The organism is Bradyrhizobium sp. Rc2d (genome assembly GCF_900099855.1).
Taxonomy (GTDB): Bacteria; Pseudomonadota; Alphaproteobacteria; order Rhizobiales; family Xanthobacteraceae; genus Bradyrhizobium.
This window is the reverse complement of the sequence record NZ_FNCU01000006.1, coordinates 106902-120815: the sequence shown is the minus strand read 5'-3', so window position 1 is coordinate 120815 and position 13914 is coordinate 106902. Positions and strand designations below refer to the sequence as shown.

Sequence of the window (13914 nt, the reverse complement as noted above, 5' to 3'; positions counted from 1 at the left end):
CGGTTGCCTCTCACCGCCGCGCCAGCGCGCGGACCGTCAACAGCAGCGTCAGCAGCGTGACGCTGAGGAAGAAGCCCACGTCGGACAGGTAGACCGAGCCGACGGCAAAGGGACGGAAATGGACCGAGAGCGACAGGTTCACCACCAGCGTGTCGAACGGGCTCGGCAGCAGCCAGCCGAAATTGTCGATGATCCAGAGCAGGAGGAACACACTGAGCGAGATCAGCGCTGCGATCACCTGGTTTGCCGTCAACGCCGAGGCCAACAGCCCCGCGCCGATCAGCGCCGAGCCGAACAGCAAGAGGCCGAAATAGCCGCTGTAGATCGGGCCGAAATCCGGATCGCCGAACCAGGCGAGCGCGGCCGCGTAGGCCCCCGACAGCACAAGCATGACCACGATCAGGCTCATCGCGGCGAGAAATTTCGCAAGCACGATGGCGACCTCGGAGACAGGGGCGGTCAGCAGCACCTCCAGCGTCTTGAGCTTCCGCTCCTCCGCGAACAGGCGCATGGTGATCAGCGGCGCGGTCAGCATGAACAGCACGAACATCTGGAAAAAGACGTGCACCATGCTCGGCTGATGGCTGAGGAACAGCGTCAGCGTGAAGCTATAGCCCATGATCAGCAGGAACACGGTCATCAGCACGTAGGCGATCGGCGAAGAGAACAGCGCCGTCGCTTCCTTGCCCAGCAGCACGGCGAAGCTTCTCATGCGGCCGCCTCCGGCTGGCGGGTGAGGTCGAGAAACACCCGCTCGAGGTCGGGCCGCAGCTCGGTCAGCTCACGCACCGCAATTTGCGCACCGACCAGCGCGGACAGGAGGTCGGCGGCAAGTGCAGGACGCCGATCCGCCACAACGAGAAAGCGCCCACCTCCATCGGCAGCGGCGACGATGTCGCGCACGCCGGCGACCGCAGCAGCCGCAGCGCGAATGGATTCGAGCGACGCATCCGCCGACAAGCGAAGCCGGAGATCGGGCGCGGCATCCTTCAATGCATCGGATGCCAGCAGCACGCCATCGAGCAGGATCATCACCCGCGAAGCAATCTTCTCGATCTCGGGCAGGATGTGCGAGGCCATGAGCACGGTGTGCCGTCCGGCCAGCGACTGGATCAGGTCGCGTACGGCGATCACCTGATGAGGATCGAGCCCGCTGGTCGGCTCGTCCAGCACCAGAACGTCTGGATCGCCCAAGAGTGCTTGCGCGATCGAGACACGCTGGCGGAAGCCGCGCGATAATTTGCCGGCCGTCAGCTTCATGACGCGCACAAGGTCGAGCCGCTCGGCCGCCTCGTCGACCGCGGCCCTCGCCTTCGCCCCGTGCAGGCCTTTGAGCCCCGCCATAAAATGCAGGAATTCGCCGACCCGCATGTGGTCGTAGAGCGGCGCATCTTCCGGCACGTAGCTGATGGCGCGGCGCACACCGATGGAATCCTCAACCACGTCGTGGCCGGCGACCGCAATGCGCCCGCTCGTCGGAACCAGATAGCCCGTAAGTATACGGAAGATCGTGCTCTTGCCGGATCCATTCGGCCCGAGCAGTCCGACGATCTCGCCCGGCGCGATGGAAAACGAGACGTCGGCGACAGCGCGCCGCGGCCCGTACCATTTTGTTACGCGCTCGGCGACAACGACCGGAGAGACAGCCGGAAGCATGGAGAGTTTAGACACCCCTCTGGCGGGCACTCCCTCGGAGTACCGAACGGAATCCCGGGCACAGGGACCCGGGATAACGACTTGCACGAGATGACCCGATGTCGCGACCGATCACTCGTAGAATTCGGGCGAGTGCTTGTGCGCCTTGAACACGTCGGGATCGTGGGCGTAGATGATGTCGGCGCCCTCTGTGTCGCGCACCCGCTTCACCCAGGCATAGGCATCGAGCATGCCGACCGGATCATAGACGCTGCCGATGCTCGGCAGGATGTTCTTATCCAGATTCTCCTGGAGATAGATGGCGTCGCTGGTCAGCACCACTGTTCCGGTCTTCGGCAGCCGCACCACCAGGATCTGGCTTCCGGGCGTGTGCGAGACGGTGCGATGGATGAAGACGCTGTTGTCGCCGAACAGATCGAGATCGCCGTCGAGCTCGATTGTCTTGTACTTGGCCGGCATGCCGCCGCCGACGCTGTTGCGCAGCATGGCGAAGTCGTCCGAGATGAAGAAGGTTGCATAGCCCGGCGCCGGCCAGAACGCGTTCCTGATCTCGTCACGCTGGAACACGAAGGTCGAGTCCAGGAATTTTCCAATGTTGCCGGCGTGATCGACGTGGAAATGGCCGAGCACGACATATTTGATATCGGACGGCTTGACGTTGATCTTGGCAAGCTGGGCGTCGATGGCGATGTCGGGCGAACGGCCGGGGTCAAGCGCCTTCACGAACGGGCCCCAATAGTCGGGATCCTTGATGATGCGGTCGTTGTTGCCGCAGTCGAACAGCACGTCGCCCTTTGGATGCCGGATCAGAAAGAAGCCGACCGGGATCTGGACCTTGCCACTACTGCCATTCTGAATGATCGACTTGTCGAGATTGAGCGCCCCCGACGAGAAGACGTAGAGCTTCATCTCCTTCGGCGGCTCCGCGGACATCACGGCACCGGACATAAAAAAAAGTCCTGCGGCCAGCGAGCCAAGGACCTTCGACGCAATCACCCGCATGTCGTCCTCCCTGTTTTCGACGCACTTTTTTTCCGCGGATGTCGTACCCTACCATAGTCTAATGATGCTGTGCAGGCTCAATGCACGCGAGCCCGCAACAAATTCAACCTGCAAGACGCCGCGTTTGTGCACCGCAACTGATGGCGCGTGCGACCGCCTGCGTGGTCAGGCGATCACGTCGGCCACGACTGCCTTGAGGACCTCGCGCGCATCGTCCGGCTTGAGCCGCACCTGTAACCCGCGCTGGCCCCCGTTGAGATACATCTGTTCCTGCGTCATGGCCCGCCGGTCGATCACAGTGCGCACCGGCTTGCGCTGCCCGAACGGGCTGATGCCGCCGACCTTGTAGCCGGTGACGCGCTCGGCCTCGAGCGGCTTCATCATCTGCGCCGACTTGCCGCTCACGACTGCGGCGAGCTTCTTCATGGAGACTTCCTGGTCGGACGGGACGACCACGCAGACCGGCTTGCCGTCCACCAAGGCCATCAGCGTCTTCAACACGCGCGCCGGGTCTTCACCCAGCGCGGCGGCAGCCTGAAGGCCGATGCTCGCAGCGTCGGGATCGTAGTCATAAGTGTGAACGGTGAAGGCAACTCCGGCGGCTTCAAGCGCGCGCGTGGCGGGGGTGACTTTGGACATGAGTCACGTTTACCACCGTCATTGCGAGGAGCGAAGCGACGAAGCAATCCAGAATCCCGCCGGAGAGACGGTCTGGATTGCTTCGCTGCGCTTGCAATGACGATGCGGGCACTCTTGCACGCCACAGCCTCGGTGTCATCGCCCGGCTTGACCGGGCGATCCAGTATCCCAGAGGCCGGCATTGGAGAACTCGCTCTTACCACATCCGCCGCGGCGTACTGGATGCCCCGGTCAAGCCGGGGCATGACAGCGGTTTTTGTGGCAAGCCTCGTGCGCGATGACGACAGCGGAGCGGCGCTACGCCGCCAAACTCCACAGGGAGGAGGTCGCCCCTACTCCGCCGCGTCGCGCATCTCCACGCGCTCCGCCCTAGCCGCGCAGAACTTGAACTCCGGGATCTTGCCGAAGGGATCGAGCGCCGGGTTGGTCAACAGGTTCGCCGCCGCCTCTGCGTAGCAGAACGGCATGAACACCATGTTCTCTGGCACGTCGCGGTCGGAGCGCACCTTGACCTCGACGGCGCCGCGGCGGGTCTCCAGGCGAATGAAGTCGCCTGGCGCGAGCCTCTTCTTGCGCATGTCCTTCGGCGACATGAACGCGACCGCCTCGGGCTCGATCTGGTCGAGCACTTGCGCGCGGCGCGTCATCGAGCCGGTGTGCCAGTGCTCGAGCACGCGGCCGGTCGACAGCACCATCGGATATTCGTCGTCCGGCAATTCGTCCGGCGGGACGACCTTGGCCGGCACGATCTTGCCGCGGCCGCTCGCGGTCGGGAAGCCAGTGGTGAAGATAATCTCGTTGCCGGGCTTATCGGGAGCGTCGGCCGGATAGGTGACCGCGCCTTCGCGCACCAGCCGTTCCCAGCTGATGTTTTTCAGCGACGGCATCAGCTCCGCCATCTCGGTGTAGACGTCGCCGGGGCCGGAATAATTCCACGGCAGGCCCATGCGCTTGCCGATCTCCTGGATGATCCAGAGATCCTGCCGCGCATCGCCGGGCGGCTTGATCACCTGGCGCGCGAGCTGCACGCGGCGATCGGTGTTGGTGAAGGAGCCTTCCTTCTCGGCAAAGGCCGAGGCCGGCAGGATCACGTCGGCGTGGAACGCGGTCTCGGTGACGAAGAGATCCTGCACTACGAGATGATCGAGCATGGCCAGCGCATGGCGTGCATGCTGGAGATCAGGATCGGACATCGCGGGGTTCTCGCCCTCGATGTACATGCCCTTGATCTCGCCGGCATGGATCGCGTTCATGATCTCGACCACGGTCAATCCGCGGACCGGGTCGAGATCCTGCTGCCACAGCTTCTCGAAAGCGCCGCGCATGTCATCGCGGCCGACCGGCTGATAGTCCGGCAGGAACATCGGGATCAGGCCGGCATCGGAGGCGCCCTGCACGTTGTTCTGGCCGCGCAGCGGATGCAGGCCCGTGCCGGGACGGCCGACCTGGCCGGTGATCAGCGCCAGCGCAATCAGGCAGCGCGCATTGTCGGTGCCGTGGACGTGCTGGCTGATGCCCATGCCCCAGAAGATGATGGAGGATTTAGCGCGCGCATAGGTGCGCGCGACCTCGCGCAGGGTCTGCGCCGGGATGCCACAGATCGGCTCCATCTTCTCCGGCGTGAAATCCTTGATCTTCTCCTTGAGCTCCTCGAAGCCTTCGGTGTAGCCGGCAATGTACTGGTCGTCGGTCAGCCCCTCGGTGATGATCGTGTTGATCATCGCGTTCAGCATGGCGACGTCGGAGCCCGGCTTGAACTGCAGATGCTTGGTCGCGTGGCGCGACAGCGACTGCCGGCGCGGGTCCATCACGAACAGCTTGGCGCCGTTCTGCTTGACCGCGTTCTTGATGTAGGTCGCCGCGACCGGGTGGTTCACGGTCGGATTGGCGCCGATCACCCAGATGACCTCGGCATCCATCGCTGCAGCAAACGGCGCCGACACCGCGCCCGAGCTCAGGCCTTCGAAAAGTGCGGCCACCGACGAGGCGTGGCACAGCCGGGTGCAGTGGTCGACATTGTTCGAGCCAAAACCGGTACGCACCAGCTTCTGGAACAGATAGGCCTCTTCGTTCGAACCCTTGGCCGAGCCGAAGCCGGCCAGCGCCTTCACGCCCTTCTCGTCGCGGATCTTGACGAGGCCCTTGGCGGCGATGTCGAGTGCCTCTTCCCAGCTCGCCTCGCGGAAATGCGTGAACGGATTGGCCGGATCGACCTGGTCGTTGGCGTCCTTCCTCGCATTCGGCAGCCGCACCAGCGGTTTTGTCAGGCGATGCGGATGGTGGATGTAGTCGAAGCCGAAGCGGCCCTTCACGCAGAGGCGATTGTGGTTGGCGGGGCCGTCGCGCCCCTCCGCATAGATCACCTTCTCGTCCTTGACCTCGTAGGTCACCTGGCAGCCGACACCGCAGAACGGACAGAGCGAGTCGACCTTCCTGTCGGCATAGGTGACACGGGTCTGCTTCTCGTCGAGCATCACGGCCGGCATCAACGCGCCGGTCGGACAGGCCTGCACGCATTCGCCGCAGGCAACGCAGGTCGACTCGCCCATGGGATCGTCGAAGTCGAACACGATCTTGGCGCCGGCATTGCGGTAGGCCATGCCGATGACGTCGTTGACCTGGACCTCGCGGCAGGCGCGCACGCACAGGCCGCACTGGATGCAGGCATCGAGATTGACCCGCATCGCCGGATGGCTGGCATCTGTCGCCCAGCGCTCGGCGGCGGGGAAGCGGCTCTCGGTGACGCCCGTCGTCTCGGCCCAATGCCAGAACTTCGAATCCGGATCGTGCGAGGTCTCGCGCGCCGGCTGGTCGGCGACGAGCAGCTCCATCACCATTTTTTGGGCGGCAACGGCGCGCGCGCTCTCGGTCTTCACCTTCATGCCGACCGACGGCGTGCGCTTGCAGGACGCCGCCAGCACGCGCTCGCCCTCGATCTCGACCATGCAGGCACGGCAGTTGCCGTCGGGGCGATAATCGGGCGCGGGCGAATAGCAGAGGTGCGGAATCTCGCGGCCCTGGCGCTGGGCCACCTGCCAGATCGTCTCGCCGGGTTTGGCCTCGACCTGCTTGCCGTCGAGCTCGAACGTAATCTTGGTCATTCGGCCGCGTCCTTGAACTCGTCAGGGAAATATTTGATCACGGTGGTCAGCGGATTCGATGCCGCCTGTCCGAGCCCGCAGATCGAGGCATCGCGCATCGCTTGGCTCAATTCTTCCAGCAAGGCCCGGTTCCAGACCGGCTTCTGCATCAGCAGCGCTGCTTTCTGGGTTCCGACGCGGCACGGTGTGCACTGACCGCAGCTCTCGTCCTCGAAGAACTTCATCAGGTTCAGCGCCGCCGCGCGCACGCTGTCCTTTTGCGACAGGATCACGATCGCGGCCGAACCGATGAAGCAGCCATATTTCTCCAGTGTGCCGAAATCGAGCGGGATGTCATCCATCGATGCCGGCAGGATGCCGCCGGACGCGCCGCCCGGCAGGTAGGCATAGAACTGATGGCCGTCGACCATGCCGCCGCAATATTCGTCGATCAACTCGCGCACGGTGATGCCCGCGGGCGCGAGCTTCATGCCGGGATTCTTGACGCGGCCCGAGACCGAGAAGCTGCGCAGGCCATGACGCTCATGGCGGCCATTGCCCTTCCACCAGTCGGCGCCCTTCTCGACGATGTCGCGCACCCACCACAGCGTCTCGATGTTGTTGATCAGCGTCGGCAGCCCGAACAGGCCGACCTGGAACGGGTAAGGCGGCTTGTGCCGGGGCAGGCCGCGCTTGCCCTCGATGCTCTCCAGCAGCGAGGATTCCTCGCCGCAGATATAGGCACCGGCGCCGCGGCGCATATGCAGCGTCGGACCGCCCGGCGGGAGCTTGGCGATCTCGCGTTCGAGGATCTCGCGTGAGGCCGGATATTCGTCGCGCAGATAGATGTAGACGTCGGAGGCCTGCACCACATGCGCGCCGATCAGCATGCCCTCGATGAAGCGATGCGGATCGCTTTCGAGATAGAAACGGTCCTTGAACGTGCCGGGCTCGCCCTCGTCGCCGTTGATCGCCATCAGCCGCGGCCCGGGCTCGCCGAGCACCGCGCGCCATTTGCGTCCCGTCGGGAAGCCTGCGCCGCCGAGACCGCGGAGCGAAGCGTCATCGAGCGCCTTCAGCAGCTCGTCCGTCGGTAATTCGCCGGAGCGGAGGCGATTGAGCAGCTTATAGCCGCCGCCGGCGACGTAGGCCTCGTAATCGATATATTTCGGCAGATGCGCGTGGGTGTCGCCAGCCTTCGCAGCCGCCATCACATTGGCGACGGTCGCATGGTCGACGAAGTTGTGGCCGACCTCGGCGGCAGGCGCGGTATCGCAGCGGCCGACGCAGGGCGCGCGCACGACGCGGATGCCGGGACCTGACGCGCTCTGCAGATCCTCGAGCAGCTTCTCGCCGCCGAGCATCGCGCAGGTCAGCGAATCGCAGACGCGGATCGTCAGCGGCGGAATGTCGGGCTGACCTTCCTTCACCACGTCGAAATGCGCGTAGAAGGTCGCGGTCTCGAACACCTCGGCGAAGGCGAGCTTCATCTCGTCGGCGAGCGCGGCGAGATGCGCGGCCGAAATCTGGTGGTATTTGTCCTGGATCAGGTGCAGATATTCGATCAGCAAATCGCGCCGCCGCGGCCTGTCGCCGAGCAGTTGCTCGATCTCGTGCGCGGCCGTAGGGTCGACCTGGCGCCCCTTGGGCGTCGCCTTGGCTCGCTTCCGTCCCTCGCCCGGATGTTCGAACGAGCGGACCTGTTGCACGTCGTGGCTCATCGCTGCGTCTCGTAGCCCTTCTTTAGAACAAGTCCAACTCTAATCATTGGCATACCAGATGCCAAGAGAATTCGTGCGTTGCAATAAGTATTTAGGGGGCATGCGGCCAAAAAGCCGCATGCCCCGCTCGGATCGATCTGGCGCCGCCCTCATGCACCTTGGAGTGGAGATTCCCGCTGCGAGAGGACCCTGCACGATCAGAAGATCTTCACCGCGCTCTCGAGCGTCTTCAACACGCCCCATGCGATCGGAATAGCCACGAAGGCCCAGAACAGCGCGGCCGAGACATCGAGCCCACCCTTCCCGATACCGAAGGAGCCGTGCTGGACCGCCGCTTCGCTCTTGGCGCTCGCTGCCTGCAACTTGGCGACCTCTTCCGCGCTCATGTTCCACTTCGGATTGACCGGCTTGATCAAATAGTTGCAGATCAGGCCCGCGATCAGCATCGCACAGAGGATGTACATTGTGGTGTCATAAAGTTTGTCCCGCGGCACGCCGGCCGCAAGCTGGAACTCGCGGATATAGTTCACCACCACCGGGCCGATGATGCCCGCGGTCGACCAAGCCGTCAGCAGCCGGCCGTGAATGGCGCCGACGAACTGAGTGCCGAACATGTCGGCGAGATAGGCCGGCACGGTCGCGAAGCCGCCGCCATACATCGACAGGATGATGCAGAAGGCGAGCACGAAGAACAGCTTCGAGCCCATCGCCGCAAAGGTCGGCGCCAGCGCGTAGAGAACGATGCCGAGGATGAAGAACGTGTAGTAGGTGTTCTTGCGACCCATGAGGTCCGACATCGACGCCCAGAAGAACCGGCCGCCGATGTTGAACAACGACAACAGACCGGCGAAGCCGGCGGCGATCGCTGCGATCGCAGCTTTCTGTTCAACCGAAAGCTGGCCGAAGGTCAACTCGGGATGCCCAATCAGCTTGCCGGCGAAGATCTCCTGGAGCATCGGCGAGGCCATGCCGATCACGCCGATACCCGCCGAGACGTTCAAGCAGAGCACCCACCAGATCAGCCAGAATTGCGGCGTCTTGTGCGCGTTGTCGAGGTGCACATGGTGCTCGGTGATCATCGACTTCTTCTCACTCGGCGGGGTCCAGCCTTCGGGTTGCCAGCCGGTCGGAATCACGCGATAGGCGAAGGCGCCGATCATCATGAAGACGAAGTAGATCATCCCCATCAAGAGAAAGGTCTGCCAGACGCCGACGTCGGCAGCCGACTTGAACCCAGGAAAGAAACCGGGTGCGCCCAATTCAAAATGGAAGGAACCGAGATCGAAGCTGAGGAATTTGCCGCCGTTCACCAGAATGTTTGCTAGCGGCGCGCCAATCATGGCACCGCCGCCGAATCCCATGATGGCCATGCCGGTCGCCATGCCGCGACGATCCGGAAACCATTTGATCAAGGTCGACACCGGAGAGATGTAGCCAAGGCCAAGCCCGATGCCGCCGATCACGCCGGCGCCCAGCCACATGATCCAGAGCTGGTGGACGTAGACGCCGAAAGCACCGATCAGAAGACCACCGCCCCAACAGCAGGCGGCGACAACGCCCGCCTTGCGCGGACCGGCGCGCTCGAGCCAGCCGCCCCAAATCGCGGCGGAGACGCCGAGCAAGACAAAGAACAGCGTGTACATCCACCCCAGGCTTGCGACCTTCCAGTCGCAGGTGGTGGTGAAGAGCTCTTGCCACAGCGACATATCCGGACAGGCTTTCGGTGCGGTCAACCCGATCGCGCGCGAGAGCGGCAGCCAGAACACCGAGAAGCCATAGGCCATGCCGATGCACAAATGGATGCACAGCGCTGCCGGCGGCACCAGCCAGCGATTGAAGCCGGCGGTCGCGATCGTGCGTTCACGATCGAGGAAGCCGGAAGCACCAATTGGTGCAAGAACGGTATCGGCAGTCGTCATAAGCATTACCTCCAAAGCGTGGCCTTGCCGGCACATCGGTTTGAGACCGGTCCTGCGCGAGCTTGGCAGCCGCGCATGACAGGTCGGACTTCATGCCGAAGCGGAATCGTCTGGTGCGCATCGCGTCATATGCGCCGAGCAAGCAGCTGATCGCGGGTGATGTCCCTTCGCCTCGCAAGCAGCGTTGCTGTGACGGCTATCGCGCCCTCATCCCCCTCAACACCCTGTCCTGAGATGAGCAACGTACGTGCCAGAAGTCGCATCGTGACAATTCAACGACTTCCCGCAGCGCAATGTGCTGCGCCGGACAGAATGTCCCGAGATCCTCGGACAAAATGTCCAATCAGGTCGCTTCCGGCAGCCACACCGTGAATGTACTCCCGGAACCGACGCGGCTTTCGGCCGTGATCTGTCCGCCCTGGCGCTTGATCAGCGTCTGGCTGATGGAGAGGCCAAGCCCCGTGCCTTGCCGCCGTTTCGTGGTGTAGAAGGGGTCGAATATCTTTTCGATCACCTCAGTGCTCATGCCGATGCCGGTGTCGGCGACCTCGATGGCGACGCCTTGATGGCCATCGCGCTCCGCATCGAAGGAGCGGAGCGTCAGGGTTCCGCCTTCCGGCATGGCATGGATCGCGTTGACGATGAGATTGACCAGGACCTGCTGCAGCTCGTTGCGGTTCATCAGCACGAGCCGGTTAGCGCGGTCGTCCCTGACCACGGCGATCTCGGTCTTGTTCAGAAGATGCTGCACCAGCGGCAGACAGTCGGAGATGACGCTCGCCGGCGCATGGCGCTCGACATAGCCGGCATATTCCTCCGGCCTTGCAAACTGCAACAGCTTGGTCACGATCTGGCTAATGCGGTGAATCTGCTCGTCGAGCAGGCGAAACTCGACCTTCGCCTTGTCGGCATCGGCCCCGAACACGCTGCGGATAACGTCGAGATTGCCCTGCATCACTGCGATCGGATTGTTGATCTCGTGCGCAACGCCGGCGGTGATCTCGCCGATCGCAGCCAGCTTCTCCGACATGATGAGCTGCTTGGTGGTTGCCTCGAGCTTGAGATTGGCGTGCTCGAGGTCCCGGGTGCGCTCCCGCACGCGGACGTTCAGTTCCTCATTCCATTCCCGGAGCTGTCGGTCGCGTTCCTGGATCTGATCGAGCAGGCTATCGAGATGAACCGCGACGCGGCCGATCTCGTCACCCAACACCGGCATCTTGGTGCGGGCGGAGAGGTTCCCGCGCTCCACCTCAGTGATCGTCGCCGTGACGCGCTCCAGCGGCATGAAGATGGAGCTCGCCCAGCGCAGGAAGATTGGTACGGTCGCTGCGGTGATCGCGATGAACGCTACGATGATGATCATCAATGTCTGGTATTTGGCTTCACTGAACGGCTTCTCCAGAAAGCCGACATAGAGCATGCCGACCCGCTTGCCGTAACTGTCGACCAGCGGCTCGTAGGCGGAGATGTACCAGTCATTGACCACGAAAGCGCTGTCGAGCCAGGTTCGCCCCTCGCCCAGCACGGCCGAGCGCACCGCCGCCGACACGCGCGTGCCGAGCGCGCGCCGTCCCTCGAACAGACGGACGTTGGTCGATATCCGCACGTCGTCCAGGAACAGCGTCGCAGTGCCCTGGCTGCCCTCCGGCAGGCTCGCCGCGCGATAGACGAGATCGTTGATCGTGTCGATGAATTCGAGATTCTGGTTGAGCAGCGTGCCGCCGACCACCGCAGCGGCGCCACCGTCAGGTAGCATCGCCCGGCTCGCCGCATGCACGACCATGCCGCGCGTCTCGGTGCTGCGGTCGGTCGGCACCGCGTTCGGGGTCGGCACGAGGTCTAATCGCGCGCGTTCGGCCAGGGCCGGCGAAATTGCGGCGAGCTCGTCATTGCCGAAAATGTCGACGCCCGTCGCAGGGACCTGTCCCGACAGCGCCGACCTGATGATCGGCCAGTCACTTCTCGGTCGATGCTGCAGCGGCGGCGATGAGGCCAGGACGTCGCCGCGATCGTTGGTCAGATACAGGAAATCGAGACCGATTTCCTTGCGGGTCTCGTCGAGCAGATCCTGCAGGGAGCCGCGCGCATCCGGCGCCAGCACCTCATGGAAGCGGGCCGACAGGCTGAGCGCCCGGAGCTGGACGCCGGTCTTTTCCAGGATGCGGGCGAGATATTGGTGGGCGATGGTGAGATCGCCGTTGACCTTGGAGATCAGGGTCGCGTCGAACTTCGCGTTCCAGCGATAGATCGCAACGCCGAGCAGGAGCGGCAGGATGACCAGCATCGGCAGCAGCGCGATGGCGAGCAGCCGGAAGCGGACGGAGCGTCCCCGCACGGGCTCGCCGCTGCGGCCGGCAGCATCAGACATCCCACAACGCGCATTTGCGGTCGATGGTCTTGCGCGAGATACCGAGGCGACGCGCCGCCTCCTCGCGATTGCCATTGACCTCCTTCAGCACGCCAAGAATGTGACGGCGCTCGAGCTCCGCGAGACTGTCGGCAGGCGCCGACTGACCGTTGTTGCGGGGACCGGCGAAATCGTCGGGGAAGGCGCCGAGGATCAGCGTGCGCTCGATCAAATTGCGCAGCTCGCGCACATTGCCCGGCCAGTCATAGCTTGCGAGCGCCGCCCGCACCGAGGCGTCGATCGGCACCGGCGGCATGCCGAGCTGAGCCGACAGCTTGCTCATGAAGATGGCGGCAAGCTCCTGCACGTCATCGCCGCGATCCTTCAGGAGCGGCAGGCGGATCTGCATCACGTTGAGCCGGTAGAACAGATCGGCTCGGAAACGGCCCTTCTCGACCTCCTTCTGAAGCTCGGCATTGGTTGCGAAGATGAAGCGAAGGTCGACCGGAACTTCACGCTCGGAGCCAACCGGACGGACGCGGCGGTCTTCGAGCACGCGGAGCAGCTTGCTCTGCATCGGCAGCGGCAGCTCCCCGATCTCGTCGAGGAACAGCGTGCCGCCATGCGCATACAGGAATAAGCCCTCGCGCCCCGAATCGGCGCCGGTGAAGGCGCCCTTGATGTGTCCGAACAGCTCGGCCTCGATCATCTCGGGCGGGATCGCCGCGCAATTCACGGGCACGAAGGGCTTGTCGGCGCGGTCGGACAGCGAGTGGATCGAGCGCGCTGCCACTTCCTTGCCGGTGCCGGATTCGCCGGTGAGGAGAACCGAGGTCGGCAGGCGCGCGACCCGCGCGATGGTCTCGCGTACGCGCAGCGTCGCTGCCGATTGTCCAATCAGATTGTCGCGCAGAAAGGTGCGGTCGGACGAGGCACGCAGAGCATAGCGCAGGACATAATTCTCACGCTGGAGGCGGACACGGTCGAGGCATCGTGCCACCGCGTTGAGGATCTGGTTGGAGCGGAACGGCTTGAGCACGAAATCGGCCGCACCGGCGCGCAAGGCCTGAATCGCGGTGTCGAGGTCGGCATAGGCGGTGATCAGGATGGCGTCGGCGAAAAAGCCGACGGCGCGCTGCTCGGCGAGCCAATCGACGCCATTCTTGCCTGGCATGATGTTATCGAGAATGACGACGTCGTAGCGGTTGGAATCGAGCTTGCGCGAGGCCTGGTCGGTATCGGCTGCCTCGTCCACCAACTTGCAGCGCGGCGCAAGCGTGCGCACCAGGAAATTGCGCATGCCCGGCTCGTCGTCGACGATCAGGATGGAGGCCTGCGCCAGCGCGCCGAACTCCGGCCCTGCAGCCGTCTTGCCGAGCTTGACGGCAGGCTCGCGGCCCACCGCGGGACTCGCGGCTGCGCTTGCCCTCGGCGTTGAGAAAGTCATGCCCGATGTCTTAGGTTTGAGATCATCCACCGCAATATTCGGCGCCTTTCGCACTGCAGCGAAGCTTCGGCCGTCCCCCGCAGGCGCAGCATAGTCAAACGTC

At 63.8% G+C, this 13914-nt stretch carries 9 protein-coding genes; all 9 read right to left on the bottom strand.

Annotated elements, in window-relative coordinates:
• Nucleotides 1-10: 10 nt before the first annotated feature.
• Complete coding sequence (locus BLV07_RS11025; protein WP_091884300.1) at nucleotides 11-712, bottom strand: ABC transporter permease; 702 nt, start codon at nucleotides 710-712, stop codon at nucleotides 11-13.
• The gene (locus BLV07_RS11020; RefSeq protein ID WP_091884295.1) at nucleotides 709-1656 is read right to left on the bottom strand and encodes an ABC transporter ATP-binding protein; all 948 of its coding nucleotides are present in this window, start codon (nucleotides 1654-1656) and stop codon (nucleotides 709-711) included. Before BLV07_RS11020 ends, BLV07_RS11025 begins: the two co-directional genes overlap by 4 nt.
• A 111-nt stretch (nucleotides 1657-1767) precedes the next feature.
• On the bottom strand, nucleotides 1768-2658 hold the full coding sequence (locus BLV07_RS11015; protein WP_091884290.1) for an N-acyl homoserine lactonase family protein: 891 nt from the start codon (nucleotides 2656-2658) through the stop codon (nucleotides 1768-1770).
• A 165-nt stretch (nucleotides 2659-2823) separates the two neighbouring features.
• Nucleotides 2824-3297, bottom strand: coding sequence for a Cys-tRNA(Pro) deacylase (ybaK, locus tag BLV07_RS11010; RefSeq protein ID WP_091884286.1), 474 nt, complete (start codon nucleotides 3295-3297; stop codon nucleotides 2824-2826).
• Nucleotides 3298-3629: 332 nt separating this feature from the next.
• Complete coding sequence (gene fdhF / locus BLV07_RS11005) at nucleotides 3630-6398, bottom strand: formate dehydrogenase subunit alpha (RefSeq protein WP_091884281.1); 2769 nt, start codon at nucleotides 6396-6398, stop codon at nucleotides 3630-3632.
• Nucleotides 6395-8098, bottom strand: coding sequence for an NADH-ubiquinone oxidoreductase-F iron-sulfur binding region domain-containing protein (locus BLV07_RS11000; RefSeq protein ID WP_091884277.1), 1704 nt, complete (start codon nucleotides 8096-8098; stop codon nucleotides 6395-6397). The genes fdhF and BLV07_RS11000 overlap by 4 nt, the downstream gene beginning before the upstream one ends.
• Before the next feature lie 197 nt (nucleotides 8099-8295).
• Complete coding sequence (locus tag BLV07_RS10995; RefSeq protein ID WP_091884273.1) at nucleotides 8296-10017, bottom strand: OFA family MFS transporter; 1722 nt, start codon at nucleotides 10015-10017, stop codon at nucleotides 8296-8298.
• Between the two features lie 343 nt (nucleotides 10018-10360).
• Nucleotides 10361-12385 (bottom strand): sensor histidine kinase, encoded by a 2025-nt coding sequence (locus tag BLV07_RS10990; RefSeq protein WP_091884268.1) that lies wholly within the window; start codon nucleotides 12383-12385, stop codon nucleotides 10361-10363.
• Nucleotides 12378-13811 (bottom strand): sigma-54-dependent transcriptional regulator, encoded by a 1434-nt coding sequence (locus BLV07_RS10985; protein WP_091884263.1) that lies wholly within the window; start codon nucleotides 13809-13811, stop codon nucleotides 12378-12380. Before BLV07_RS10985 ends, BLV07_RS10990 begins: the two co-directional genes overlap by 8 nt.
• Nucleotides 13812-13914: the final 103 nt, after the last annotated feature.

What these genes read in the sequence shown, in the direction of transcription:
- BLV07_RS11025 (WP_091884300.1), bottom strand. Translation starts at nt 712, where the DNA reads ATGAGAAGCTTCGCCGTGCTGCTGGGCAAGGAAGCGACGGCGCTGTTC.
- BLV07_RS11020 (WP_091884295.1), bottom strand. Translation starts at nt 1,656, where the DNA reads ATGCTTCCGGCTGTCTCTCCGGTCGTTGTCGCCGAGCGCGTAACAAAA.
- BLV07_RS11015 (WP_091884290.1), bottom strand. Translation starts at nt 2,658, where the DNA reads ATGCGGGTGATTGCGTCGAAGGTCCTTGGCTCGCTGGCCGCAGGACTT.
- ybaK (WP_091884286.1), bottom strand. Translation starts at nt 3,297, where the DNA reads ATGTCCAAAGTCACCCCCGCCACGCGCGCGCTTGAAGCCGCCGGAGTT.
- fdhF (WP_091884281.1), bottom strand. Translation starts at nt 6,398, where the DNA reads ATGACCAAGATTACGTTCGAGCTCGACGGCAAGCAGGTCGAGGCCAAA.
- BLV07_RS11000 (WP_091884277.1), bottom strand. Translation starts at nt 8,098, where the DNA reads ATGAGCCACGACGTGCAACAGGTCCGCTCGTTCGAACATCCGGGCGAG.
- BLV07_RS10995 (WP_091884273.1), bottom strand. Translation starts at nt 10,017, where the DNA reads ATGACGACTGCCGATACCGTTCTTGCACCAATTGGTGCTTCCGGCTTC.
- BLV07_RS10990 (WP_091884268.1), bottom strand. Translation starts at nt 12,385, where the DNA reads ATGTCTGATGCTGCCGGCCGCAGCGGCGAGCCCGTGCGGGGACGCTCC.
- BLV07_RS10985 (WP_091884263.1), bottom strand. Translation starts at nt 13,811, where the DNA reads ATGACTTTCTCAACGCCGAGGGCAAGCGCAGCCGCGAGTCCCGCGGTG.